This window comes from Pseudonocardia sp. KRD291, assembly GCF_019263595.1.
Lineage (GTDB): Bacteria > Actinomycetota > Actinomycetes > Mycobacteriales > Pseudonocardiaceae > Pseudonocardia.
The window spans coordinates 1-23,802 of record NZ_JADQDD010000066.1; the positions used below are offsets into that span (position 1 = coordinate 1).

The 23,802-nt window shown below is 74.1% G+C and carries 29 protein-coding genes; 15 read left to right on the plus strand and 14 right to left on the minus strand.

Translation table 11 applies throughout. The features are described from left to right. Positions 1 to 199: 199 nt before the first annotated feature. Positions 200 to 580, minus strand: a complete 381-nt coding sequence (locus I4I78_RS11920) for a hypothetical protein (RefSeq protein ID WP_218611343.1) — start codon at positions 578 to 580, stop codon at positions 200 to 202. Beyond that, entirely contained in the window at positions 577 to 819 is a 243-nt protein-coding gene (locus I4I78_RS11925; RefSeq protein WP_218611344.1) for a ribbon-helix-helix domain-containing protein, read from the minus strand. The genes I4I78_RS11920 and I4I78_RS11925 overlap by 4 nt, the downstream gene beginning before the upstream one ends. Positions 820 to 933: 114 nt before the next feature. Here I4I78_RS11925 and I4I78_RS11930 point away from each other — a divergent pair, with 114 nt between their 5' ends. From I4I78_RS11930 to I4I78_RS11945, 4 genes are all read left to right on the plus strand, one after another. Continuing rightward, positions 934 to 1,914: an NAD-dependent epimerase/dehydratase family protein gene (locus I4I78_RS11930; protein ID WP_218611345.1), complete on the plus strand. Its 981-nt coding sequence runs from the start codon at positions 934 to 936 to the stop codon at positions 1,912 to 1,914. 180 nt (positions 1,915 to 2,094) lie between these two features. Then, on the plus strand, positions 2,095 to 2,232 hold the full coding sequence (locus tag I4I78_RS11935) for a hypothetical protein (RefSeq protein WP_218611346.1): 138 nt from the start codon (positions 2,095 to 2,097) through the stop codon (positions 2,230 to 2,232). Positions 2,233 to 2,373: 141 nt separating this feature from the next. Further along, a complete protein-coding gene (locus tag I4I78_RS11940; protein WP_218611347.1) occupies positions 2,374 to 2,994 on the plus strand; it encodes a helix-turn-helix domain-containing protein in 621 nt (206 codons plus the stop codon). Then, on the plus strand, positions 2,984 to 3,211 hold the full coding sequence (locus I4I78_RS11945; protein ID WP_218611348.1) for a hypothetical protein: 228 nt from the start codon (positions 2,984 to 2,986) through the stop codon (positions 3,209 to 3,211). Before I4I78_RS11940 ends, I4I78_RS11945 begins: the two co-directional genes overlap by 11 nt. A gap of 146 nt (positions 3,212 to 3,357) precedes the next feature. Here the strand turns inward: I4I78_RS11945 and I4I78_RS11950 are convergent, their stop codons facing one another. From I4I78_RS11950 to I4I78_RS11960, 3 genes are all read right to left on the minus strand, one after another. Next, a complete protein-coding gene (locus I4I78_RS11950; protein WP_218611349.1) occupies positions 3,358 to 3,585 on the minus strand; it encodes a DUF3072 domain-containing protein in 228 nt (75 codons plus the stop codon). An 88-nt stretch (positions 3,586 to 3,673) separates the two neighbouring features. Next, a complete protein-coding gene (gene bfr / locus I4I78_RS11955; protein WP_218611350.1) occupies positions 3,674 to 4,159 on the minus strand; it encodes a bacterioferritin in 486 nt (161 codons plus the stop codon). A gap of 125 nt (positions 4,160 to 4,284) precedes the next feature. Next, positions 4,285 to 4,500, minus strand: a complete 216-nt coding sequence (locus I4I78_RS11960) for a bacterioferritin-associated ferredoxin (RefSeq protein ID WP_226379551.1) — start codon at positions 4,498 to 4,500, stop codon at positions 4,285 to 4,287. An 86-nt stretch (positions 4,501 to 4,586) separates the two neighbouring features. Between I4I78_RS11960 and ligD the strand changes: the two genes are divergently transcribed. Together ligD and I4I78_RS11970 are read left to right on the plus strand one after the other, a co-directional pair. Continuing rightward, positions 4,587 to 6,569, plus strand: coding sequence for a non-homologous end-joining DNA ligase (gene ligD, locus I4I78_RS33805; protein ID WP_218611351.1), 1,983 nt, complete (start codon positions 4,587 to 4,589; stop codon positions 6,567 to 6,569). A 76-nt stretch (positions 6,570 to 6,645) separates the two neighbouring features. Then, positions 6,646 to 7,473 carry a glycerophosphodiester phosphodiesterase family protein gene (locus tag I4I78_RS11970; RefSeq protein ID WP_218611352.1) on the plus strand — a complete coding sequence of 276 codons (828 nt, stop codon included), beginning with the start codon at positions 6,646 to 6,648 and terminating at the stop codon, positions 7,471 to 7,473. An 18-nt stretch (positions 7,474 to 7,491) separates the two neighbouring features. On the opposite strand, the gene I4I78_RS11975 is transcribed toward I4I78_RS11970, so the two are convergent. The 3 genes from I4I78_RS11975 to I4I78_RS11985 are packed head-to-tail and all read right to left on the minus strand — an operon-like array spanning position 7,492 to position 9,991. Continuing rightward, positions 7,492 to 8,343: an HPP family protein gene (locus tag I4I78_RS11975; protein WP_218611353.1), complete on the minus strand. Its 852-nt coding sequence runs from the start codon at positions 8,341 to 8,343 to the stop codon at positions 7,492 to 7,494. Between the two features lie 47 nt (positions 8,344 to 8,390). After that, complete coding sequence (locus I4I78_RS11980; RefSeq protein WP_218611354.1) at positions 8,391 to 9,059, minus strand: maleylpyruvate isomerase N-terminal domain-containing protein; 669 nt, start codon at positions 9,057 to 9,059, stop codon at positions 8,391 to 8,393. Positions 9,060 to 9,097: 38 nt separating this feature from the next. Next, positions 9,098 to 9,991, minus strand: coding sequence for a LysR substrate-binding domain-containing protein (locus I4I78_RS11985; RefSeq protein ID WP_218611355.1), 894 nt, complete (start codon positions 9,989 to 9,991; stop codon positions 9,098 to 9,100). Between the two features lie 119 nt (positions 9,992 to 10,110). Between I4I78_RS11985 and I4I78_RS11990 the strand changes: the two genes are divergently transcribed. From I4I78_RS11990 to I4I78_RS12005, 4 genes are all read left to right on the plus strand, one after another. Then, positions 10,111 to 11,337: an FAD-dependent oxidoreductase gene (locus tag I4I78_RS11990; protein ID WP_308252044.1), complete on the plus strand. Its 1,227-nt coding sequence runs from the start codon at positions 10,111 to 10,113 to the stop codon at positions 11,335 to 11,337. Between the two features lie 79 nt (positions 11,338 to 11,416). Next, complete coding sequence (locus I4I78_RS11995; RefSeq protein WP_218611356.1) at positions 11,417 to 11,665, plus strand: hypothetical protein; 249 nt, start codon at positions 11,417 to 11,419, stop codon at positions 11,663 to 11,665. Between the two features lie 86 nt (positions 11,666 to 11,751). Further along, entirely contained in the window at positions 11,752 to 12,408 is a 657-nt protein-coding gene (locus I4I78_RS12000) for a TetR family transcriptional regulator (protein ID WP_218611357.1), read from the plus strand. 119 nt (positions 12,409 to 12,527) lie between these two features. Then, a complete protein-coding gene (locus tag I4I78_RS12005) occupies positions 12,528 to 13,148 on the plus strand; it encodes a DUF4190 domain-containing protein (RefSeq protein WP_218611358.1) in 621 nt (206 codons plus the stop codon). A 4-nt stretch (positions 13,149 to 13,152) separates the two neighbouring features. Here the strand turns inward: I4I78_RS12005 and I4I78_RS12010 are convergent, their stop codons facing one another. Next, positions 13,153 to 13,863 carry a PIG-L deacetylase family protein gene (locus I4I78_RS12010; RefSeq protein WP_308252045.1) on the minus strand — a complete coding sequence of 237 codons (711 nt, stop codon included), beginning with the start codon at positions 13,861 to 13,863 and terminating at the stop codon, positions 13,153 to 13,155. A 50-nt stretch (positions 13,864 to 13,913) separates the two neighbouring features. Next, complete coding sequence (locus I4I78_RS12015; protein ID WP_308252046.1) at positions 13,914 to 14,984, minus strand: sensor domain-containing diguanylate cyclase; 1,071 nt, start codon at positions 14,982 to 14,984, stop codon at positions 13,914 to 13,916. A 251-nt stretch (positions 14,985 to 15,235) separates the two neighbouring features. Here I4I78_RS12015 and I4I78_RS12020 point away from each other — a divergent pair, with 251 nt between their 5' ends. Continuing rightward, positions 15,236 to 16,183, plus strand: a complete 948-nt coding sequence (locus I4I78_RS12020) for an alpha/beta fold hydrolase (protein ID WP_218611359.1) — start codon at positions 15,236 to 15,238, stop codon at positions 16,181 to 16,183. Positions 16,184 to 16,210: 27 nt separating this feature from the next. Here the strand turns inward: I4I78_RS12020 and I4I78_RS12025 are convergent, their stop codons facing one another. Continuing rightward, positions 16,211 to 16,528 (minus strand): hypothetical protein, encoded by a 318-nt coding sequence (locus I4I78_RS12025; RefSeq protein ID WP_218611360.1) that lies wholly within the window; start codon positions 16,526 to 16,528, stop codon positions 16,211 to 16,213. 143 nt (positions 16,529 to 16,671) lie between these two features. Here I4I78_RS12025 and I4I78_RS12030 point away from each other — a divergent pair, with 143 nt between their 5' ends. Then, positions 16,672 to 17,610, plus strand: coding sequence for an alpha/beta hydrolase (locus I4I78_RS12030; protein WP_218611361.1), 939 nt, complete (start codon positions 16,672 to 16,674; stop codon positions 17,608 to 17,610). Beyond that, positions 17,607 to 18,386 carry a citryl-CoA lyase gene (locus tag I4I78_RS12035; RefSeq protein ID WP_218611362.1) on the plus strand — a complete coding sequence of 260 codons (780 nt, stop codon included), beginning with the start codon at positions 17,607 to 17,609 and terminating at the stop codon, positions 18,384 to 18,386. The genes I4I78_RS12030 and I4I78_RS12035 overlap by 4 nt, the downstream gene beginning before the upstream one ends. A 3-nt stretch (positions 18,387 to 18,389) precedes the next feature. Here the strand turns inward: I4I78_RS12035 and I4I78_RS12040 are convergent, their stop codons facing one another. The 3 genes from I4I78_RS12040 to I4I78_RS12050 all read right to left on the minus strand — a co-directional run bounded on the left by I4I78_RS12040 (position 18,390) and on the right by I4I78_RS12050 (position 21,798). After that, complete coding sequence (locus I4I78_RS12040; protein ID WP_218611363.1) at positions 18,390 to 20,438, minus strand: ATP-dependent Clp protease ATP-binding subunit; 2,049 nt, start codon at positions 20,436 to 20,438, stop codon at positions 18,390 to 18,392. A gap of 88 nt (positions 20,439 to 20,526) precedes the next feature. Further along, positions 20,527 to 20,952 carry a hypothetical protein gene (locus I4I78_RS12045; RefSeq protein WP_218611364.1) on the minus strand — a complete coding sequence of 142 codons (426 nt, stop codon included), beginning with the start codon at positions 20,950 to 20,952 and terminating at the stop codon, positions 20,527 to 20,529. A 171-nt stretch (positions 20,953 to 21,123) separates the two neighbouring features. Continuing rightward, complete coding sequence (locus tag I4I78_RS12050; RefSeq protein WP_308252047.1) at positions 21,124 to 21,798, minus strand: Pr6Pr family membrane protein; 675 nt, start codon at positions 21,796 to 21,798, stop codon at positions 21,124 to 21,126. Positions 21,799 to 21,932: 134 nt separating this feature from the next. Between I4I78_RS12050 and I4I78_RS12055 the strand changes: the two genes are divergently transcribed. Beyond that, on the plus strand, positions 21,933 to 22,535 hold the full coding sequence (locus I4I78_RS12055; protein WP_218611365.1) for a TetR/AcrR family transcriptional regulator: 603 nt from the start codon (positions 21,933 to 21,935) through the stop codon (positions 22,533 to 22,535). Next, a complete protein-coding gene (locus I4I78_RS12060) occupies positions 22,532 to 23,767 on the plus strand; it encodes a cytochrome P450 (protein ID WP_218611366.1) in 1,236 nt (411 codons plus the stop codon). Before I4I78_RS12055 ends, I4I78_RS12060 begins: the two co-directional genes overlap by 4 nt. The last annotated feature ends 35 nt before the right edge of the window (positions 23,768 to 23,802 follow it).

A 23,802-nucleotide genomic window follows, 5' to 3' on the forward strand; every position in this document is an offset into this window, starting at 1 on the left:
CTCCGGCGCGGCCTGGGCCAGTGGCGCCACGGCCAGTACCGCGGTCAACGCGGCCACCGCCGTCCCGATCGCTGCCCATCGACGTCGATTCATCCGTTCGGCCCCCGCTTCGTTGCGCTCCGTGCTGATGATCAGATCAACGACGGGGGGCCGCGGAGGATGCGCCGGCACGCGACCGCGCGGTCGGGGCGACGGGTGGTCAGGGCAACGGCTCGATCTCGGCCCCCGTGTCCGGGCGGACGGCGTAGCGCGTCGGGTCGGCGGTGACGACTGCCCATCCGCGCTCGGTCGCGCACAGGAGCGCGTGGGCGTCGAGTGGGTCGCCGCCCACGCCGCCGACAGAGCGGGCCCGCTCCGCCGTGAGGTCGTCGACCACGGTCACCGGCAGGCGCAGCAGCACGTCGAGCACCGGACGGTCGGTCTCCTCGAGCCGCGACCATGCCGCGGCCACGGCGCTCGAGGGCACGTCGAGGACGATCCCCTCCTCGACGGCCGTCCAGACCAGGGCCTCGGCGTAGACCGAGGTGCGCGAGGCGAACGCGACGAGTGCTGCCGCGTCGAGGACGCGGCCGGCGATCACGCGGACGCCGGCCCGGCGGGCAGTCCGAGGTCGCGGCGTACCGCGTCGAGTGCGCGCTGCTCCGGCCGCCCGCCCAGCACGCGCCGGAGCTCGGAGAGCCCCTGCGTCCGGGACAGCTGCGTGTGCAGCGCGTTCGCGACGAACGCCGACAGGCTCGCGGCCTGACCGGCCTCGACGGCCTCCCGGGCGTCGGCGAGCAGCTCCGGGGGCAGGCTCACGGTCACACGCTCGGAAGTCATACCCAAAGCGTAGAAGCGTCATACTCTCGTGTCCACCGCGCGACACCGGGCCGATCTGTTCGCCATGGGCTGACATCGGCCCGGCGCCTGCCGGCCGCTGCCAGGCTGGAGATCGTGAAGGTTCTGGTGCTGGGCGGGACGGGGTTCCTCGGACGACGCGTGGCGGAGCGCCTGCACGAGCGCGGCGACGACGTGCTCGTCGTGCACCGCGGCCGAGCCGAGCCGCAGGGCTGGGTGCCGGTTCGGCACCTGCACTGCGAACGTCGCGACCTGGCCGCGCACGTCGCCGCGGTCCGAGACTTCGGACCCGACGCGGTGGTCGACTCGGCGCCCCTGACCGGCGGCGATGTCGATGCGGTGACGCCGGTCCTGCCGGAGGTCCCGACCGTGGTGCTGTCCAGCCAGGACGTCTACCAGGCCTATGCCGGGCTGCGGTCCGGGCGGTGCGACGCCGCCGTCCCGCTGGACGAGGACGCCGAGCTGCGACGGGGGCGCCGCCCCTACGCCGGGCTGGGCCTGCGCGGTGTTCCCGAGGACTACGAAAAGCTCGACGTCGAGGAGCGCTGGCTTCCGCGCGGCGCCGCGGTTCTGCGCCTGCCGCTGATCTACGGGCCGCACGACGACCAGCGCCGGGAGGACGTCGTGCTCCGGCGGCTCCGTGCCGGGCGGCGCCGGATCCCGCTCGGGGCGGGGAACCTGCTCTGGACGCGCGCCCACGTCGACGACCTCGCGGTCGGCGTGCTCGCGGCCCTGGACACCCGGCGCGCCGACGGGCTGGCCGTCAACCTCGGGGAACCGCGGACGCTACCGATGCGCAGTTGGTTCGAGCAGATCCTGGCCGCCGCCTGCTCCGACGCCGAGCTCGTCCGGGTGCCCGACGACGCGCTGCCGCCCGACCTCGCCCTGACCGCAGCCCCGGCCCAGCACCTGCTGTTCTCGGTCCGGCGCGCCGAGGAGCTGCTCGGCTGGGCGCCCGCGGATCCGAGCTCGCGGGTGGTGGAGTCGGTGCGCTGGCACCTGGCACACCCGCCTACCGGGCCGACCTGGTCGGACACCGACGCCGCCGACGACGACGCGGTCCTCGCCCGGGCCTGACCGGTCGCCGCACCGGCGCCGCGCCGCGTGGGTGCCCGACCCTCCGGCGCAGGCCCGTTGCGCAGGTGTGCGGGCCGGAGGAGAGTCGGGGACAGGGTCGACCGAGGACCTGCTCGGCTCGCGCCGTCCGGCGCGCCACCGGGCGTGGCGGCTCCGCCACGCGTACCGAGGAGTTCGAGCATGTCCGACAAGTCCCCGCGCCAGGCCAGTAGCAAGAAGTCCGGCAAGACCCTCAAACAGAAGCGGGCCGACAAGAAGTCCGCGGCGTCGGCCGAAGCCAATCCGGCGATCATCCCGACGACCGGCCGGGGCAAGTAGGCGCCCTCTCACATGGCGTCGATACCCGGCACACACCGTAGGACCTGTGTGTCGGGTGTCGAACCTGTGTGCCGAGGGTTCGGCGGGACAGACTAACAAGAGTTCTTGCTAAAGAGTTCTTGCTATGCGAGCGTTCCGGGTGTGACCGCGTCCCGACCGCAGCCGATGGATCCCGCGAACCCGAACTGGATCACGGACAAGAAGACGCTCCGAGCGTTGGCGCATCCGGTGCGCTGGCAGATCCTGCAGCAGTTCGACCTCGAGCCGACGATGACGGCGACGCGGTGCTCGGAGCTGACGGGGGAGAGCGTCGCGAGCTGCTCCTACCACCTCAACACCCTTGCCCGGTACGGCTTCGTCGAGGCCGCCGAGGGCGGGACCGGCCGGGAGAAGCCGTGGCAGCTGGTCGTGGTCGACCGGAGCTGGCGGGCCGGAGGGGAGGGGCTCGACGACGAGGCGGCTGTCGCGGCTGTCGCCCTGAGCGACGTGTCGATGGACCACCTCGTCGGACACCTGAAGTCGTGGATCCGGTGGCGCGGCCGGGAGGAACCCCGATGGGTCGATGCCACCGGCGTCACCGAGACGGTCGCGTTCGTGACCCCCGACGAGCTGGCCGAGATGACCGCCGACATCCGCGCGGTGGTGCACCGCTACAACGACCGGATAGGTGACCCGTCCGCGCGCCCGGCCGGTGCGCGGGCCGCGCAGGTGTTCGGCGCCACCTCGATGCGCAGGCCTCCCGAGGCCGACCGTGCCGACTGAGGACTACCTCCGGGCCGTCGTCGCCGCCCGGCGGGCGGAGTTGCGGTCCGGCGCGCGCCCGAGGCACGGGGCCGATCCGGGCCGACGCCGGTGGGCCGCGATCGACCGCATCCACCTGCGGCTGTGGTGGGCCACCCGCCCGCGGGCCCGCACCCTGCACTGTCTGGTGACCGCCGACGACGGCCTGTCCGTCCTCGGCTCCCGACGCGCGCGCTGACCTCCGACCCGTAGACGGTGGAGCAACGGTCGTTCTGTCATAACGCACATTATCGGCTCAACGGACACCCGTGGATCAGCAGCCGAGAGGGGCCGGACACGCATGTGGGCCGCCGGATTCGCACCCGACGGCCCACGCGCGTCACGTCAGTTCCCGCGGCCCGTCCTGTCCTGCAGATCGTCGATCCTGCGGGACGCCTCGGACTTCGAGAGCTTGTCGATGTCTTCCGGCGCGTCGGCGCCGGCCTGCTGTAGCAGCGTCTCGAGGTACGAACGCTGCGGTCCGGTCATCGGCTCGTCGCCGGTCGTCCAGTTCGCGGGGTCCTTCTCCGGCGTCCCCGGGTCGACGGCTTCCGTGTTGTGCTCATCGGTCATGGATCGAACGTATCTTCGATCCTCCGCGCTCGCGCGGTGAGACCTCCGAGTCAGACGGAAACTGTCATAACAAGGCTCGCGCGAGGACTCAGCCCGGGTTCGGCGGCTGGTCGACGAGCTGGGCCAGGTACAGCTGCTCGCCCAGCTTGTCCATCAGCTCGAGGTTGGTCTCGATGTAGTCGATGTGGTGCTCCTCGTCGGCGAGGATCTCCTCGAACAGGTTCGCGGTCGTGATGTCGCCCTTGTCCCGGCACATCTTCACGCCCGGACGCAGCCGCTCGACGACCGAGAGCTCGATCGACAGGTCCGCCTCGAGCTGCTCGCGCACGGTCTGTCCGACCCGCAGCTGGAACAGCCGCTGGTAGTTGGGCAGACCTTCCAGGAACAGGATTCGGTCGGTGATCTTCTCGGCGTGCCGCATCTCGTCGATGGACTCGCTGCGGGTGTAGGCCGCCAGCTTGGTCAGGCCCCAGTTCTGCTGCATCTTCGCGTGCAGGAAGTACTGGTTGATGGCCGTGAGTTCGCTGGTCAGCTGGTCGTTGAGCAGAGAGATTACCTCGGCGTCGCCGCGCATCGGATTTCTCGATTCGTCGCAAGGTTCCCGGACGCGACAAATCTAGGACACCACCCGAAAGGGTAATCCGCCCAGGACCGACTCAGATTCGTGCAGGCTTACCTGGGAAAAGGGAACCGAAAGGTTCAGGCGCTCGCCGCGAGGCCGTCCAGATCGGTGGGCGCGGACGTCGTCACCAGAAGCACGTCGAGGGTGTTGAGGCACGAACCGCATCCGGAGCCGGCGCCACAGGCGTCGCCGATCTCCTCGACCGAACGCGCTCCGGACCGGACGCAGTGACGCACCTCGGACTCGGTGGCCGCGGCGCAGATACAGGCGAACAACGTGACCCCACCCTTCATGTAGGCAACCCTATCCTGACAGTTGACCACCCTTGGACACAAGAGATCCGGACGCCCGGGACCGGCCGCATGGCTAGGCTGGCCGGGTGCCGCTGGAGGACTACCGCCGCAAGCGCGATCCGCGGCGCACCCCCGAGCCCGTACCGGACACCGATCCCGAGGTCACCGGCGCGGGCGAACGGTTCGTGATCCAGGAGCACCACGCGACAGCGCTGCACTGGGACCTGCGGCTCGAACGCGACGGCGTCCTCGCGTCCTGGGCGGTGCCCAAGGGCCTGCCGACCGACGCCTCGACGGTGCGGATGGCGATCCGTACCGAGGACCATCCGCTGGAGTACCTGGACTTCGCCGGTGAGATCCCGTCCGGCGAGTACGGCGGCGGCCACATGAGCGTCTGGGACCACGGCCGCTACGAGACCGAGAAGTGGAACGACCGGGAGGTGGCCGTCGTCCTGCACGGCCAGCGTGCCGACGGCCGGTTCGTGCTGCTGCACCGCCCGGACGGCAAGCGCGACACCTGGCTGCTGCGCCGGGCGAAGGACCAGGCTGCGGGCGCCCCCGCCGGTGAGCCGCTCCCCCGCGACGCCGCGCTGGTCGAGGCCGCGACGGCCGACGCGCTGCCCGACGGCGCGGGCTGGTGGCTGCGGGTGCGCTTCGGTGGACGCCGGGTGCTGGTGCGCAGCGACGGCGGGCGGGTCGCGCTCACCGGCCCGGACGGCGCCGGCGGGTGGCAGGAGATCGCGCTGCCCACCCAGCTGCGCCGGTTCGGGCCGACGCTCGGTGCGGGAGGCCATCTGTTCGACGCCGAGCTGACCGCGGGCGGCGACCTCTGGGTCTGCGACGTCCTGCACAGCGGGGGCGAGGACCTGCGCGACCGGCCGCTGCGCGAGCGCCGGGACCGGCTCGACGCGCTGCCGCTGGACGGGCCGCACTGGCGGGTCGCCCCGGTCTACCCGGACGCCGGTCCGGAGCTGCTCGAGGCGGCGCGGGCACAGGGGCTGCCGGCCGTCGTCGCCGTCCGGGAGGACTCCACCTACCGGACCGACGTCGTGCCGAACCCGGACTGGGTGGAGGTCCCGGCGGCCGCGCCCCGCTCCCCCGGCGCCGCCCGCACGAGCTCCACGGAGCCCGCGGCCGCCGCGCCGGCCGGCGCGGGCCGTGCGCGCCTGACCAACCCGGGGAAGGTGCTCTACCCCCGCACCGGCACCACCAAGACCGACGTGCTGGCGCACTACCTGGCCGTCGCCGAGGTCATGCTGCCGCACATCGCGGACCGGCCGTTGACGATGGTGCGCTGGCCGGACGGGGTGGAGAAGCCGTCGTTCTTCGAGAAGAACGTGGCCCGCCACGCCCCGGGCTGGGTGCGCACCGCGCGGGTCGGGACGCCGGGCGGGCGGTCGGAGTCCGCGGAGTTCCCGATGATCGACAGTGCCGAGGGGCTGGCCTGGGCGGCGAACCTGGCCGCGCTGGAGCTGCACGTGCCGCAGTGGCGGCTGGGCCCGCGCGACGGGCGGCAGCGTGGAGCGGATGCGGAACGCGCATCGACACTGCCGCCGGACCTGGTCGTGTTCGACCTGGACCCGGGCGAGGGGACCTCGGTCGTCGAGTGCTGTCGGGTCGCGGAGTGGCTCGGCGACGTCCTCGCCGAGCACGACCTGCGGGCCTGGCCGCGCACGTCCGGCGGGAAGGGGCTGCAGCTCTACGTCCCGGTGCACGTCACCCGCGCCGAGCAGACCTCCGAGTTCGCCCGCGACGTCGCCGAGCGCCTGGCCGCGGACCGTCCGCGTGAGGTGGTCGCGGTGATGGCCAAGGCGCGGCGCAAGGGCCGGGTGTTCGTCGACTGGAGCCAGAACAACACGGCCAAGACCACGGTCGCGAGCTACTCGCTGCGCGGCCGGGAACGGCCGACCGTGGCCACCCCCGTCACCTGGGACGAGGTCCGCGCCTGCCGGGCGGCCGAGGACCTGCGGTTCGTCGCCGACGACCTGCCGGACCGGCTGCAGCGCCACGGTGACCTGATGGCCCCGCTGCTGTCCGCGGACCGGTTCCACCTGCCCCGGCGCAGCTGAACGACGACGCCCGCCCCGGGTGCGTGGCCGCGCCCGGCGCCAACGCGTGCGTCCGGCGGCATGGGAGGCTGGCGCCATGGGCGACCGCCATCCCTATCTCGACGGCCCGTATCCGCGCGCGTACGCCCACCGGGGCTGGCACGTCGGCGACCTCGCGGGATGCGAGAACACCCTGGCCGCGTTCGTGCGGGCCGCCGACGAGGGCTTCGGCTACGTCGAGCTCGACGTGCACGCGAGCTCGGACGGCGTCCCGCTGATCCATCACGACCCGGACCTGGACCGCACCACCGACGCGACCGGACGGATCGCCGACCACCGCGCCGCGGAGCTGGACGAGGTGACGGTCGGAGGCCGGGAGCCGCTGCCCCGGCTCGAGGCCGTGCTGAGCGCGGTCCCGCGCACCCGGGTGACGATCGAGCTCAAGTCCGACGACGTCGTCGCCCCGACCCTGGCGGTGCTCGAACGGCTCGGCGCCTGGGACCGGGTCTGCCTCGGCTCGTTCGAGGAGTCCCGCCTGGTCCGCGCCCGGTCCGAGGCCGGGCCCCGGCTGTGCACGTCGCTGGGACAGCGCGGGGTGCTGGGCCTGCGCGGGCGGGCCTGGCTCGACGCGCTGCCCGGGCCGTTGCAGGCCGCGGGCGTGGTCGGAGCCGTGCTACCGGGGGTGCACGGGCAGGTCGCGCAGGTGCCGGTCCGGTTCGGGCCACTGACCGTCGTCGACCGCCAGTTCGTCCGTACCGCGCACGCCGCGGGCCGCGAGGTGCACGTGTGGACGGTCGACGAGCCCGGGTCGATGCACACGCTGCTCGACCTGGGAGTCGACGGGCTGCTGTCGGACCGTCCGGACCTGCTGCGCGAGGTTCTCGCCGTGCGCGCCGAGGCGTTGCGGCCGCCCGAGGCGGGCTGAGGAGCCAGTCCCCGGGGCCTACAGCAGGTCGCTGCGGCTGATCACCCCGACCAGCAGGTCGTCGGTGTCGACGACGGGCACCACCCGGAACCCGCGCCCGGTCAGCAGGGCACCGGCGCGGCCGAGCGGCTCGTCCGGGCCGAGAGCCTCCACGTCGCGCGTCATCGCCTCACCGACGGAACGGGCCCGGGTGCGGCGCCCGCCGTGCAGCGGGCCGCTCATCAGGTCCGCCTCGCTGAGGATGCCGACCAGCCGGTCGTCGATGTCGACGACCGGCACCGCGGTGAAGCGGAAGGCCAGGATCACCTCGGCGGCCTCGTCGACCGGGGTCGCCGGGCCGACGGTCACCAGGCCGTCGGCGGTCATCACGTCCCGTACCCGCAGCGTGGCGGGGTCCCGGTCGCCGATCCGCCCCGCGCCGCGCGGGGCGGCCACCGGGAGGTCGATCGCCGCTCGGTCCGCCCCGACGGCGCGGCGGACCGAGCGCAGCACCCTGCTCCCCGCGGTGCGGCGGCGCAGCAGGTCGCTGCGCGTCACGACCCCGACCAGCACCCCGCGGTCCACGATCGGCATCACCCGCAGCTCGCCGTAGGCGCGCAGGCGGTGCGCGAGGATCGCGACGTTGGCCGTCGGCGACATGTAGAGGACGTCGCGGGTCATCACGTCGGCGACGGTGGCCGCGTCCGGGTCGTCGCGGTGACGCAGCAGGTCGACCAGGCTCACGATGCCGACCAGCCGGAAGGCGCGGTCGACGACGGGCAGGGCGCTGTAGCGGAACTCGGCCATCCGCTGCTCGGCCCGCGACAGCGGTGCGTCCTCCCACACCGTGACGACGCGTTCGGTCATGATCTCGCGGGCCCGCAGAACCATGGACCGACGGTAACCCGGGGCGGCCGGGTACGGGGCCGCGGTCGAGGTCAGGACTCGGTCAGGTCCGCCTCCGGCAGGCTTCCCAGTACCGCGAAGGCCTCCAGGTAGGGCCCCACGTCCCCGCGCTCGGTCCAGGCGCGCAGCTGGTTCGCCGAGCGCCGCGACATCACCGCACGCGCCAGGTCGAAGTCCGGGGCCCGCACCAGCACCGCGGCGTCGTCGACCGACCCCGCCGACACCCACTGCCAGGACGGGCCGACCAGCGCGATCGGCGGCAGGTCCCCGAGCTTCTTCCCGAACCGCCCGACGAACGTGTCGCGCATCGCGGCCAGTGCCGGGGTGTCCTGCGCCCCCGGCTCCCCCAGGGCGCCGCGCAGGTCCTGCTCGTGGATCGTCACGTCACCCAGCGGGCGGGTCCCGTGGGCGCGCATCCACTCGCGCAGCGGCTCCGCGGTCGCCTCCCACTCGGCGATCAGCGACGCCACGTCGCGGTCCGCGCGGGCGGTCACCTGCTTGCGCGTCCACGTCTCGTTGTGGTCGTCCGGCTCGTCGCCGGCGACGACGTCGCTGCCCAGCCCGACCATGTGCGAGAACAGGTCCCGCACGGTCCAGGCCGGGCACGCCGGCACCGTCACCTCGGTCTGCGCGACGCTACGCCCGCCCACGAGGGCGATCACGCGCTGCTGGGCCGCGGTCCACTGCTCGATTCCGTCCACGGTCGGTCAGCCAACCACGCCGGCGCCCGGCCAGCAGCTCAGCCCGCCGCCGCGCACTCCCGCGCAGCCTCGACGAAGTGCCCGACCGCCGGGGAGCCGTCCCGGCGCCGCCAGGCGACCTGCAGCGCGACCGTCGGCACCTGCCCGGACAGCGGGCGGAACTCGACCCCCGGCGGGCGCAGGTTCGCGTAGTACGACGGCTGCAGCGACACCCCCAGACCGGCTGCGACGAGGCTGAGCTGGGTCTCGATGTCGGCGCCCTCGGCCACGATCCGCGGGGAGAACCCGTGCTCGCGGCAGTAGCCGGTGAGGATGTCGAAGAACGCGGAACCCAGTGGGCGCGGCCAGAGCACGAACGGCTCGCCGGCGAGGTCCGCGGCGTCGACGGTGTCGTGCGCGGCCAGCGGGTGGTCGCCGGGCAGCACCGCCAGCAACGGCTCGGCGACGAGCTCCTCGACGGTCACCACCGCGGTGGGTGCGGCCGCGCGGACCAGGCCGACGTCGAGGCGTTCCTCGGCCAGCGCCACGATCTGCGCGCCCGTGTCGTGCTGCGACACCTCCAGCTGCAGGTCCGGGAACCGCGCCCGGACGGTGCGCAGGATCCGCGGCGCGATCGAGGCGAGCGCCGTCCCGACCGACCCGACGACCAGCAGCCCGCTCGCGCCCTCGGCGGCCTGCGACACCCGGGCCTGGGCCCGCTCGGCCTCGAACAGCACCCGCGGTGCGGCGTCGAGCAGGACCCGCCCGGCCGCGGTCAGCTCGGTCGCCCGGCTGGTGCGGTCGAACAGCGACGTGCCGAGCGCCTTCTCCAGGGTGCGGATCTGCTGGCTCAGCGCCGGCTGGCTGACGTGCAGGCGCGCCGCCGCCCGGCTGAAGTGCAGCTCGGAGGCGACGGTCAGGAACACGCGCAGCTGGCGCAGCTCGACGTCCATGCGCCGAGCATAAGGACCGGCTTATCAGAGCATCGTGCACGCCGATCGCGGATCGGCCCCGTGCCGCGGTGCGGGCGCCCAAGGTGGGGGCTGTCTCCGACCCACCGGGAGCGCGCCGCGTGAACACCGACCACACCTTCGTCGTCATCGGGTGCGGCGGCATCGGCTCCGCCGCCCTCTACTGGCTCTCCCGCGCCGCGGCGCCCTACGGGTCCGTGCTCGGCCTCGAACGGCACACGCCGGGCCACGAGCACCGCGCCGGCGGGGAGCACAGCCGGGTCGTCCGCCACGCCCGGCACCAGGACGCCTACGCCGCCCTCGCACCCGCCGCGTACAAGACCTGGCGCCAGATCGAGTGCCTGTCCGGCCAGCATCTGGTCACCGAGGCAGGCGGGCTGGTGATCGAGGACGTCGACGCCCGGCGCGGCATCGACACCGGGTCGCGCACCGTCGAGGGCCACCTCGAGGTCGCGGCCCGGCACGGCGTGGAGGTCGAGCAGCTCGACGCGGAGGCCCTCACCGCGCGCTGGCCGCAGTTCCGGCTGCACGGCTCCGAGCGCGCCGTGTACCAGCGCCACTGCGGCATCGTCGAGGCCCGCCGGGCCGACGCCACGCACGTCGCCCTGGCCCGCGGGCACGGCGCGCAGATCCGGGAGAACAGCCCGGTCCGTGCGGTGCACGACGCCGGCAGCCACGTCGAGGTCGTCACCGACGACGAGGTCTACCGCGCCGAGCACGTCGTCGTCGCCGCGGACGCGCGCACCAACGAGGTCCTCGGCGGCCTGTTCGCGCAGGTGGGCAGGCCGGCCCTGCCGCTGACCGTCACCCAGGAGCAGGTCACCCACTACGCGACGCCGAATTTGATCGACTTCTCGCCGGAGCGGTTCCCGGTGTTCATGTGGCACGGCGCCGACACCTTCCACGGCGTCCCGGTGCACGGCGAGGTCGCGACGAGGCTGGGCCAGCACATGGGCGGGCACGAGGTCACCGCGGACAGCCACACCGACGAGCCGGACCCGCTACGCCGCAAGCGGCAGGAGGAGTTCCTCGCCGAGCACCTTCCCGGCTTCGGCGGTCCGGAGCTCTACACCAGGACCTTCCTGTACACGATCGCGCCGGACCAGAACGTCGTCCTCGACACCGTGCCCGGCTGCCCGCGGGTGAGCGTGGCGGTCGGCGCCGGGAACGCGTCGGCGTTCGCCTCGCTGTGGGGCCGGATCCTCGCCGACCTGGCGATGACCGGTGCCACCCGGTACCCGGTCGACGCGTTCGCCCTGGACCGGCCCGCCCTGACCGGCCCGAGTGTCCCGAGGCCCTCCGAGCAGCGCGGGCGTACCCCGTTCTGATGATCGGGAGGGGGCTCGGCTAACGGGCTGCGCGCGGTCCACGACGAGCAGACACCACCTGCCGAACCGTGGAGCCACGATGACCACGCCCCGCCTGCCCGACTCGCCCGTGCCCGACTTCCCCGCGCCCGTGTCGCTGGCCGCCCTCATCCCGATGCAGCGCTCGGCCTCCCCGGAGGACCGCACCCCGGTCGGACGGGTGATGGTCTCGCCGCCCCGCGTCACCGCCGGCCGCGACACACGCCTCGCCGTGCTGTGGACGCTGCTCGGTGCCACCATGGGGGTCCTGCTCCTGGTGGCTGCCGTGCTGCTGGTGCCGTTGATCTGAGGGCCTGAACCGGGCGACCCACCACTTGGACGACGATCAACGCGATCGTGCGATAGCCTTGATCCTCGTTCAAGAGGGGGGATCAGGTGGCGCAGCGCACGGGCATGAACGCCGAGCGGGTCGTCGCGGCGGCGCTCGACGAGCTCGACGACGCCGGCCTGGACGCCCTGACCATGCGGCGGGTCGCCGCCCGGTTGGGGGTACAGCTCAACACCGTCTACTGGCACGCCAGCGGCAAACCGGCGCTTCTCGACCTGATGGCCGACACCCTGCTCTCCGGCTGTGTCCGGACCCCGCTGCCGCCCGCCTGGCCGGACCGCTTGCGGGTGCTCGCCGGCCGCCTGCACGACGCGCTGCTGTCCCGTCGGGACGGCGCGCGCCTGCTGGACCCCGTCCGTCCCGCCGGCCCGCGCGCCCGCGCCCTCTCCGACGCCCTGGCCGGCGCCGCGGCCGCGGCCGGACTCGACCGCGACGCCGCGGCCGCGGCGGCCCGGCTCGTCACCTACGCGGTCATCGGGATCGCCCGGGAGCACGGCCCCGGGCGCACCAGCGACGACGACGACCGCCTCGCGTTCGCCCTGGACGTGCTGGTGGACGGCATCGCGGCACGGGTCCCCGCCACCGCGGCCCGGCGTGCCGACGACGACCTCGCGCGCCGGCTGCGCCCGCCCCCCGCCGCGACCCGCCGTCCGCGCGCGGACGGCCGTCCCGACCCGTTGTCCCGGCGGGCGACCGAGGGCTGACGGGCACCGCCCGACCGGAGAGGATCGCGGTGGACGGGACCACGGGAACCCGACATCATGCGCGCATCGGACGACCACGTCCGGCCCCCACGGGGACATGTTCTGGAAGGACACCGCAGGTGAGCACACCGTCCGGAGAGCCCCCGTACCCGGGGTCGGAGCCGAACCAGCCGAGCTACGACCCGAACCAGGGCTACCCACAGGGCCAGCAGGGATATCCCCAGGGACAGGCCGGCCAGCAGGGATATCCCCAGGGACAGGCCGGCCAGCAGGGCTACCCGCAGGGCCAGGCCGGCCAGCAGGGCTACCCGCAGAACCCGGGCGGCTACCCGGGTCCGGCCGGATACGGCGCGGGACCGCGGTCGCCGAAGAACGGGCTCGCCATCGCGGCACTGGTGCTGGGCATCCTGGCCCTCGTCGTGACGATCACCGTGATCGGTGTGGTCCTGGGCATCCCGCTCGGTCTGCTGGCGGTGATCCTCGGGATCGTCGGTGTGCGGCGGGTGGGCAAGGGCATCGCGACCAACAAGGGCGTCGCGATCGCCGGCATCGTCACCGGGGCGCTCGGGCTGATCGCCTCGGTCGCGGTCGTGGTGCTCGGAGCCACCCTGTTCGCCAGCACCGGCGGCGGCGACCTCGTCGACTGCATATCGCAGGCGGGCGGGGACCGGGCCCAGGTCCTGCAGTGTCAGCAGCAGTACGAGCAGCAGCTGCAGGGCCAGCTCGGCGGCGGCTCATAGCCGCTCAGCGGGTGTCGAGGACGAGGTAGCCCTCGGCGAGGCGGCCGCTGTCGAACCCGGCCGCCTTCGCCTGCGCCCCGGACCACGTGGCGAGCATGTCCGCGAGACCGGTCATGTGCTCGGTCTGGCTCACGTGCTCGCGCAGGGCGGCGACCTTGCGGTCGAACGCGTCGGTGATGTCGACGTAGTGGTCGGCGCTGTCGTTCGCGCTGCTCACCCACGTCTGCGGCACCGTGTGGGCGGCGAACCCCTCCGCGGCCAGCTCCGGGTGCGCGTAGGGGTTGCGCGCGTCCGGGTAGATGGCGCACATCGCGGCCTCGCCGGTGGCGGTGTGGTCGGGGTGGCTGCCGTAGAGGCTCTTCAGGTCGCGGACCGGCGAGGGCACCACGATCCGGTCCGGGCGTACCCGCCGGATCACCCGGGAGATGTCGCGGCGCAGCTCGAGGGTCACGGTGAGCCGGCCGTCCGGGTAGCCGAGGAAGTCGATGTCGGTCACGCCGAGCACGGCGGCGGCCTTGCGCTGCTCGGACTGCCGGATCCCGGGGATCTCCGAGCGCGGGACGTCCTCGTCGAAGCCTCCCGCGTCGCCGTCGGTCACGATGCAGTACGACACGGCGACACCGGCGTCGGTCCACGTCGCGATCGTGCCGGCGGAGGAGAAGTCGATGTCGTCCGGGTGCGCGGCGACGATCAGTGCGCGCTCGATGTCGGTCACCCCGCCATCTCAGCACCACGGCGTCCGCACCGCACGCGGCGGTGCCGACGTCACCCGCCGTCCGCCCGGCGGTGCCGGGCGATGCGGTGGACGCGGGGAGCGGCGACGCCCGCGCGACGCGCCAGCTTCTCCTCGTACATCGCCCGGTCCGCGGCCTGGACCGCACCGGGGAAGCCCGCCACCACACCGTAGGGCGCGTGCCCGAACGACCCCTCGACGCCGGCCCGGGCCAGCGCGTCGGCCGCGCGGGCGACCAGCAGGCGGCCCTGCTCGCTCGTGGCCCCGACGGCGATGATGCCGAACTCGTCGCCGCCCAGGCGCGCCAGGACGTCGCCCTCGCGGACCGCACCGGCCAGTGCGGTCGCCGCGCGGCGGATGTGGCGGTCCCCGGCGTCGTGGCCCAGCGTGTCGTTGACGATCTTGAGGTGGTCCAGGTCCAGCACCACGACGGTGGCCTGGTCGCCGAAGCGCCGGAACCGCTGTTCCTCCGCTTCGAGGTAGCGGTCCCAGCCGCGGCGGTTGAGCAGCCCGGTCAGCACGTCCCGGTCGGCCTCGGCCCGAGCGCTGTCGAGCTCCCGCGCCGCGGCCGTGGCCTGCAGGTCCGACTGCAGCACCGCGGCCAGCAGGCTCGAGAGCAGGTCCAGCAGCGACTGGCTCGGTTCGGCGCGGTCGCGGCCCGAGCGCGGGTGCGGGTGCGGGTCGATCCCGCACACCGTGCCGAACAGGTTGCCGTCCGGGTCGACGATCGGGGTGCCGACGTAGGCGTTCACGGCGACCGGCGCCCCCGCGGCGGCGACCGCGTACCGCGGGACGTCCGCCACGTCGGGCGCGATCCGCGGTGCCTGTCCGGAGACCATCCAGCGGCACAGCGACCCCTCGTAGGGGAACTCGTCGCCGGGGCCGATGGCGTAGGCCTCGCCCCGTGCGGTGAGGATGATCTGGCGGTCGTCGACGATCCGGGTGACGGCCCACATGCCCATCGGTGCGACCTCGGCGAGATGGTCGACGACCATCGCGCACGCCGCGTCGAACGCCCGGGCGGGCATCAGGTGACCGGCGACCCGGGCGGGCCCGGACCGCAGGACGACACCTGAGCCGACGCCAGGGACGACACCCGTCACGACTCACCTCCGCCCCGACCGTCCCGGCACCCGGCATCCCCGGACATCGGCTGTGTCGTCGGACACCACTGTGTTACCCGCGCGTGCGTGACGGCAAGTGTGCAGGTGGACGGGCGCGACGGGGGACACAACGGTCGGATCGAGGCGGAGTCGCCCGCCACACCGGCCGGGGCCGGAACCGGGCCGCGGGTAGCGTCGGGGACCTACGCCCGGCGAAGTGCGCAGGATCCACGATCGCGGAGGTGTCGGAAATGGCAGGTGAGGTACCTGCGGAGCACGAGATCGCACTGCACGGTCACCGGGTGAGCTACACCGAGGCCGGGCGCGGTCGTCGCCGCGCCGTTCTGCTGGTCCACGGCCTGGCCGGAAGCTCCGAGACCTGGGCCCCGGTGATCGCACCGCTCGGCCGGTACGTGCACGTCCTGGCTCCCGACATGCTCGGGCACGGGCGCAGCGACGCCCCGCACAGCGGCGACTACTCGCTGGGCGGTTTCGCCACCGGCCTGCGGGACCTGCTCGTGGCCCTCGACGTGGACCGGGTGACGGTCGTCGGCCACTCGTTCGGCGGCGGCGTCGCCATGCAGTTCGCCCACCAGTTCCCCGAGTTCACCGAGCGCCTCGTGCTCGTCTCCAGCGGCGGCCTCGGCCACGACCTGACCCTCGCCCTGCGCGCGGCGAGCCTGCCCGGTACCGAGCTGGTGCTGCGGTCGGCGGCGTCGCTGACGCCGCGCTGGGTGCGCCGCACGGTGCATCGTGTCGCGCACGCCGTCGGCAGCGCCCCCGGGTCCGACCTCGACGGTGTCTACACCGCGTGGGAGTCGTTCGCCGACCGCGGCACGCGCAGCGCGTTCGTCCAGACCGTCCGGGGCGCGCTGGAGCCCTCCGGGCAGCGCCTCGACGGTGCGGAGCGGCTGCACCTGCTGACCGAGGTGCCGGTGCTGCTCGTCGGCGGCGGCCGGGACCGGGTGATCCCCCTGGAGCACACGAAGGCCGCGCACGCGCGCCTGCCCGGCAGCCGGCTGGAGATCTTCGAGCAGGCCGGCCACTTCCCGCACGCCGAGCAGCCGCAGCGCTTCGCCGCGCTGCTGCGGGACTTCGTCGACACCACGGTGCCGGCCCCGGGGGACCGCCAGGCCCTGCGCCGCCGGATCCTCGGGACCTCCCTCGAGCGGCCGGTCGCCGACGAGATCGCGCTCTGACCCCTCGCTCGGTCCGGCTCGTCCGCTTCAGCCGCGGGCGAGGCGCTTCGCGTTGGCCCGCACCCGGGTGCTCACCGGGGTGAGTGCCGCGCTCGCCGCGGCCGGGCCGGGGGTCGTGGTCGCCGCGGCCACCGCCGCCCGGGAGAAGCCGGCGACCTTCTCCTGCACCATCCGCGTGTACTCGCGCCGTTCGCGGGCGGCGGGCGGGAACCCGCCGGTCAGGATCCGCGCCGTCCGGTACCCGATCACCAGCGGGGCCGTCACCGCGATCTCGCCCATCTGCATCCAGGGCGCGACCCAGTCGGCGACCGACGGCGCGCGGGTGAGGTGACGGCGGGTGACCATTCCGGCGACCCTACGGCAGCCGAACGCCGCCGTCGCCGAGACCGGCTCCGGTGTGGCGAAGATCCGCGGCGGCGGGCCAGGCGGCTCTGTTAGCTTCCGGCGCGGGTCATGCACGTTCGCCGGCCCGAGGAGGGAGACCCCTGATGACCCTGCACCCGTTCGTCGCGACGATGCTCGCGACGCAGAAGGAGGCCGGCGCGCCCGCGCTGTCCGACGCGACCCCCGCGCAGGCCCGCGCCCTGGTCGAGGCCGGTCGCGCGGCGATCGGCCCCGGACCGGAGATGGCGCGGTCCCGTGAGGTCGCCGTGCCGACCCGGGGCGGGTCGCTGACCGCGCGCCTGCACGTCCCGCACGGCGACGTGACCGGGCTGGTGGTGTACCTGCACGGCGGCGGCTGGGTCGTCGGGACGGTCGACGACTACGACACGCTGGGCCGCGAGCTCGCGCACCGCTCACGCTGCGCGGTGCTGCTGCCGGACTACCGCCTCGCCCCCGAGCACCCGTTCCCGTCCGGGCTCGAGGACACCGAGGACGTCCTGACCTGGGTCGGAGGGGAGGCCGAGTTCTCCGGCCTCCCGCTCGTCGTGGCCGGGGACAGCGCGGGCGCCAACCTCGCCACGGTCGCGGTCCGGCGGCTGCGCGGGCAGGTGACTCCTGCGCTGCAGGTGCTGGTCTACCCGGTCACCGACGGCGCGCGGGACACCGAGAGCTACCGCGACTGCGCCGAGGGCCTCGGCCTCGGGGCGCGGGACATGGCGTGGTTCTTCGACCACTACGCGCCGGCGCGGGACCACCTGTCCCCCGACGTCGCGCCCCTGCGGGCCGGCGACCTCGCCGGGCTGCCGCCGACCGCCGTGGTCACCGCGGAGTACGACGTGCTGCGCTCCGAGGGCGAGGCCTACGCCGAGCGACTGCGTGCGGCGGGGGTCGACGTCACCTCCAAGCGGTACCCGGGCGTCACGCACGGGTTCCTGCGCCTGCACAACCACCTCGACGTCGCCCGCGACGCCGTCGCCGACATCGCGGACGCGATCACCACCGCCGTCGCGGCCGCCACACCCCTCACCGAGGAGACCGCGTGACCCGCGAGCCCAGACCCATCAGCTCCGAGATCGCCTGGAGCACGTCGGACCGGATCACCGTGCGCGGTCTGGACCTGCCCGGCGAGGTCCTCGGCCACATGGGGCTGGCCGACTTCTCGTTCCTGCAGCTCACCGCCCGGCGCCCGACGCCGTCGGAGGCGCGGGTGTACGAGGCGCTGCTGCTCACGCTCGTCGAGCACGGGCTGACACCGAGCTCGCTGGTGGCGCGGATGACCTACGCCGGCGCCCCCGAGTCGCTGCAGGCCGCGGTCGCGGCCGGGCTCTGCGGGCTGGGCACCGTGTTCGTCGGCACCACCGAGGGCTCGGCGCGGCTGCTGAGCGACGCCCTGCGCGACGACGACGGCACCGCCGACCTGGACGAGGTCGCCGCCACCGTGGTGGCCGGGTTCCGGGAGCGCAAGGAGCTCGTCCCCGGGATCGGGCACCCGCTGCACAAGCCGGTCGACCCGCGCACTCCGCGGCTGTTCGAGATCGCCGCCGAGGAGGGGCTCTCCGGGCGCTACGTGGAGCTGATGAACCTGGTGGGCGCCGAGGCGAGCCGGTCCTTCGGCCGCGAGCTGCCGGTGAACGCCACCGGCGCGATCGGGGCGCTGTGCTGCGAGCTCGGCCTGCCCGTGCGGACGGTCCGGGGCCTGGGTGTGATGGCCCGCGCGATCGGGCTGGTCGGGCACATCCTGGAGGAGTCGGAGAACCCGATGGCCCTCGAGATCTGGCAGCGCGCCGAGGACGAGGCGACCGCGCACCTGCGGCCCTGACCCCTACCCCTGCACCCGCAGGTCGAGGTCCTCACCGACCGCCGTCAGACGGACACGCTGCCCCGACCGCAGGTCGCCGGCGAGCAGCAACCGGGAGAGCTCGCGTTCGACCTCGCGGCCGATCGTGCGGCGCAGCGGGCGGGCGCCGTGCTCGGGCCGGTGCCCGCGCCGGGCCAGCAGGTCGACCGCGTTTTCGTCGGCGTCCAGGGTGACGCCCTGGGCGCGCAGCCGTTCCGCGGTCTCGTCGAGCAGCATCGCGGTGATCCGTCTCAGCTCGGGCGCCGAGAGCGGCGCGAACAGCGCGACCTCGTCGATCCGGTTCAGGAACTCCGGCCGGAACCGGCTGCGCGCCAGCCCCATCAGCGGCTCCCGCAGGGCCTCGAGCGCGGTGCCGGACGCCGCCGCGGCGAGCAGCTGCTCGGACCCGAGGTTGCTGGTCATGATCACGATGGTGTGCCGGAAGTCGACGACGCGCCCGCGCGCGTCGGTGAGCCGGCCCGCGTCGAGCACCTGCAGCAGCGTGGAGGTGACCTCGGTGTGCGCCTTCTCGATCTCGTCGAGCAGCAGCACGCAGTACGGGGTGCGGCGGACGGCCTCGGTGAGCTGCCCGGCGTCGTCGTGCCCGATGTAGCCGGGCGGGGCGCCGATCAGCCGGGTCACCGACGAGCGGTCGGTGTACTCGCTCATGTCGAGCCGGACCAGGCGGTCCGGGGAGTCGAACAGGGCCTCGGCCAGCGCGCGGGCCAGCTCGGTCTTGCCGACCCCGCTCGGGCCCAGGAACAGGAACGACCCGACCGGACGTCCGGGGTGCCCCAGGCCGGCGCGGCCCGCGCGGACGGCGTCGGCGACGGCCTCGACCGCCTCGTCCTGCCCGACGACGCGCCGGTGCAGGTGCTCCTCGAGTGCCAGCAGGCGGTCCCGCTCGTCGGTGCCCAGCCGCGCGACCGGGATGCCGGTGCGCCGGGACACGATCTCCGCGACGTCCTCGGCCGTGATCTCCGGACGCCCGCCGGTTGCGCCGGGCGGCTGCAGCCGGTCCAGCTCGCGGGTGAGCATCGAGGCCCGCTCGAAGTCCTCGGAGTCCACCGCGACCTCGCGGGCCCGGCGCAGCTCCTCGACCTGCCGCGCCGCCGCACCGGCCGCCGCGTCCCCGGTCCCGGTGCGCATGCCGGCGCGGGCCGAGGCCCGGTCCACGAGGTCGATCGCCTTGTCCGGCAGGAACCGGTCCGGTACGTAGCGCGCGGACAGCGAGACGGCGGCGTCCAGCGCGCCGTCGGTCAGGGTGACGCCGTGGTAGCTCTCGTAGCGGCTGCGCAGGCCGCGCAGGATCGCCACGGTCTGTGGCTCGGTCGGCTCCGGCACCACGACCGGCTCGAACCGCCGCTCCAGGGCCGGGTCCTTCTCGATGTAGCGGCGGTAGTCCCCGGTGGTGGTCGCTCCGACCATGCGCAGCGCGCCGCGGGCCAGCGCGGGCTTCAGGATCGAGCCGGCGTCCATCGCTCCCCCGTCGGCGCCGCCGCCGGCGCCCACGACCAGGTGCAGCTCGTCGACGAAGACCACGATCCGCCCGTCGGCGGCCACCACCTCGTCGATGACGGCGGTGAGGCGCTCCTCGAACTCGCCGCGGTACTTGGTGCCGGCCACCATCCCGGCCAGGTCCAGCGCGATCACCCGGACACCGCGCAGGACGGCCGGGACGTCGCCGCTCGCCACCCGCGCCGCGATGCCCTCGGCGATCGCGGTCTTGCCGACGCCGGGGTCGCCGACGAGTACGGGGTTGTTCTTCGCCCGGCGGCCCAGCACCTCCAGGGCGGCGTCGATCTCGTCGTCGCGGCCGATCACCGGGTCCAGGCGCCCGGCCGCGGCGTCCGCGGTGAGGTCGCGACCGAAGCGGTCCAGGCCCCGGGTTCCGCGGCTACCCGGCGGGCGCCGGTCGGTGTCGGGCCGGTCGCCGTCACCGAACGGCCCGTCCGGGTCCCCCAGGCTCTCGAACAGCCGGCCCAGCAGCGGTTCCAGCGGGCCGAACGCGTCCCGGAACGGGTCCTGCGGCATGGGGTCCTCCTCGCGGCGAGCGCACGGCGCGACCACCTCCTTCGAGGATGCCCGTCGCCGCGCGGTCGTGCCGGACCCGGGCAGGTAGCTACCCGTCCAGATGGTTCTCGGCGAGCCAGGCCGCGGCCCGGCGCGACGATGCCCGGGCCAGCCAGGCGTCCTGCACGACCTCGGCCAGCTCGTCGCGGCCGATCTCGCCGAGCCTGCTCGCCCGCAGCAGGACCGACGGGTGGCCGTCGAAGTGCGCGGTGGTGAAGAACGGTGTGCCCGCGTCGGCGACCAGGGCCAGCTTGTCGGCGTCGGACTCCACCCAGAACACGATCACGTCTGGGTAGCGCTCACCGGTCTCCGGGTCCGTCGCGTCCGGGCGAGGGGTGCGGAAGAAGACGAACGACCTGCCCCCGACCTGGTAGACGGGGTTACCCCGGCCCCCGTGCAGGACCGCGACGTGCGGCATCCCGAGTGCGAGGGCGTGTACGTCCTCGACCCGCGCCGGGCGCGACCTGCGGACCATCACCGCAGCGTAGGGGCCGGCCCGGCACGACGCCGAGTGGTTCCGGTCGATGGGCGCCGGTCGATGGGCGCCGGCTCCCGGTGCGGGGTGTCGTCGCAGGAACTCGCTCGCGAACTCTCCGAGTTCGTGAGCCATTTCTCGCGGGACGACCTCCGGGGAGCGCGCCGGGGTCTACGGCGGGGTCGGGAGGGCCGGGTGCAGCGGCTCGGGCCGGGCCGCGACCGCGACCCGGCCCAGTGCCGAGATCACGTACCCGAGCCCGACGAAACCGAGGGCGAGCAGGCCGATGTTGCCGGCCACCGCGGCCGCGCCGACCGAGCCCGGGTCGAGGAAGTAGTACGGCGCGCGCCGCCCGGCCTCGTTGAGCACCGCCAGCGCCAGCCCGAGGTAGGCGACGGGGTAGGCCAGCCACGCGATCGGCTGCCACCACCGGACGTCGCCCTGGCTGCGTCCGACCAGCAGCCAGTCGCCCATCGCGAGCACCGGCATCACGACGTGCAGCAGGACGTTGGCCGGGGTGTATCCCATGCTCTGGTCGGTCAGGAACACGTTCCAGACCAGGCCGGCCACGACGACGTAGAGCACGACCGCACCCCGCAGGCCCGGCCTCGTGTCGGCCCGTGACGAGACCAGTGACCATGCGTAGAACGCCGCCGCCAGCACGTTGACCTGGTAGGTGAACGTCGTCAGCCGCCACAGCACCCCGGACCGCGACGACGTCTCGACCAGCACCAACGCGAGCAGCACCGCGACCACGATCGCGACCCGCAGCAGCACGCGCGCCCCCGGTCGGCCGATCGGCCCGGTCGCGCCGGTCGGTCCGGTCAGCCCGGTCGGTTGGTTCACGACAGGTGAAACTCCCGGGCTACCGATCCGGTTCCCGACCGTCTCGGTGGTCACAGCCGGTACGTCCAAATCTCGACTAACGATCGCTCTTGTGATGACGACCGCTCGCGGAGCACACTCGGCCCGTGCCCCGGATGAGCCGAGCGGAGTCGAAGGCCCGGACGCGCGCCGCGTTGCTCGCCGCGGCCGAGCGGATCGTGGCCCGCAACGGCTATGCCGGCGCCGGTGTGGACGAGATCGCCGCCGAGGCCGGGTACTCGGTCGGCGCGCTCTACTCGAACTTCCGCAACAAGGAGGAGCTGCTGCTCGCCCTCGTCTCGGACCGGGCGAACGCCCACGTCGCCGACGCCGCGAAGCTGCTGGCCGGCGGCCCGGACGCCGACCCGATGGCGGCCCTGAGCCGGCAGCTCGTGCGGGTCGCCGACGCCGACGACCTCACGTTGCTGCAGTCCGAGCTCTGGGCCTACGCGGTGCGCAACCCGCGAGCGCGCGAGCGGCTCTCGGCCGGCATGCGCGGGCCGCACGACGCGCTGTCCACCCTCGTCGGCGAGCAGCGCGCCCGCGACGACGAGACGTGGGCCGCCCGGGACGACGAGATCGCCACCGTGGTGCTCGCCATGTTCCAGGGCCTGGTGCGCCAGCGGCGCCTGGACCCGGCGAGCGTGCCCGACGACCTGTACGGACGTGCCCTGACCTGGCTGTTCGACGGCCTCTCCGTACCCGAGGAGACATCGTGACCACCACCGACGCACCCGATCTCGCCACCCTGTTCTCCCCCGAGCACCGGGCCGACCCCTACCCCGCCTACCGGCGGTGGCGGGACAACGCCCCGGTCGCCGAGCTCGCGCCCGGTTTCCTGGTGCTCAGCTCGCACGAGGCCTGCTCGGCGGTGCTGCGCGACCCCGCCTTCGGTCACGCCGGTCCCGACGACGACGTCCCCGGCCCACTGGGCGGTGGCCGTCCCCGCGGCAGCGACACCTCGTTGCTCGACGACGACGGCCGTCCGGTGATCTCGTTCCTGGGCCTGAACCCGCCCGACCACACCCGGCTGCGGCGCCTGGTGTCCAAGGCGTTCACCGCCCGCACCGTCGCCGGGCTCGTCCCCCGGGTGGAGGAGATCACCACCGAGCTGATCGACGCCGCCCTGGACGCCGGCGAGGTCGATCTCCTGAAGGCGCTGGCCGAGCCGCTGCCGGTGCGGATCATCAGCGAGATGCTCGGCGTCCCGGCGTCGGACCACGAGCGCTTCGCCGGCTGGTCGCACGCCATGGCCCGAGGCACCGACCCGGCGTTCCTGCTCTCCGACGAGACCCTGGCCGCGGTCTCGACCGCCCGCGAGGAGTACAGCGACTACTTCCGCGAGCTGGCCGCGCGGCGCCGCGCGGACCCCGGTGACGACCTGCTCTCGGCCCTGGTCGGGGTCTCCGACGCCGGGGACACACTCACCGAGAACGAGCTCCTGGTCACCTGCATCCTGCTGCTCACCGCGGGCCACGAGACGACGGTCAACCTGATCGGCAACGGCACACTGGCCCTGCTGCGCCACCCCGAGCAGCTCGCGGCCCTGCGCGACGACCCGGACGTCGCCGAACCGGCCGTGGAGGAGCTGCTGCGCTACGACTCACCGGTCCAGCTCACCGTCCGTCAGGCGCTGCAGGACACGGCCATCGGCGACGTCGCCACCCCCCGCGGGACGGTCGCGCTGACCCTGGTCGGCGCGGCCAACCGGGACCCGGCCGCGCACGAGGACCCGGGCCGCCTGGACGTGACGCGTCCGCCGTCGCGACACCTGGCGTTCGGCCAGGGCATCCACTTCTGCCTCGGCGCGCCACTGGCCCGGGCCGAGGGCCGCACCGCCCTGCGCGAGCTGGCCCGCCGGGCCCCGGACCTGCGCCTGGCCGGCGAGCCGTCCTGGAAGGAGAACGTCACCCTCCGAGGCCTGGCCACCCTCCCGGTAACCCTGCGCTGACCCCACCCCCGTCGCGTTGTGGAGCCTTGCCGCTA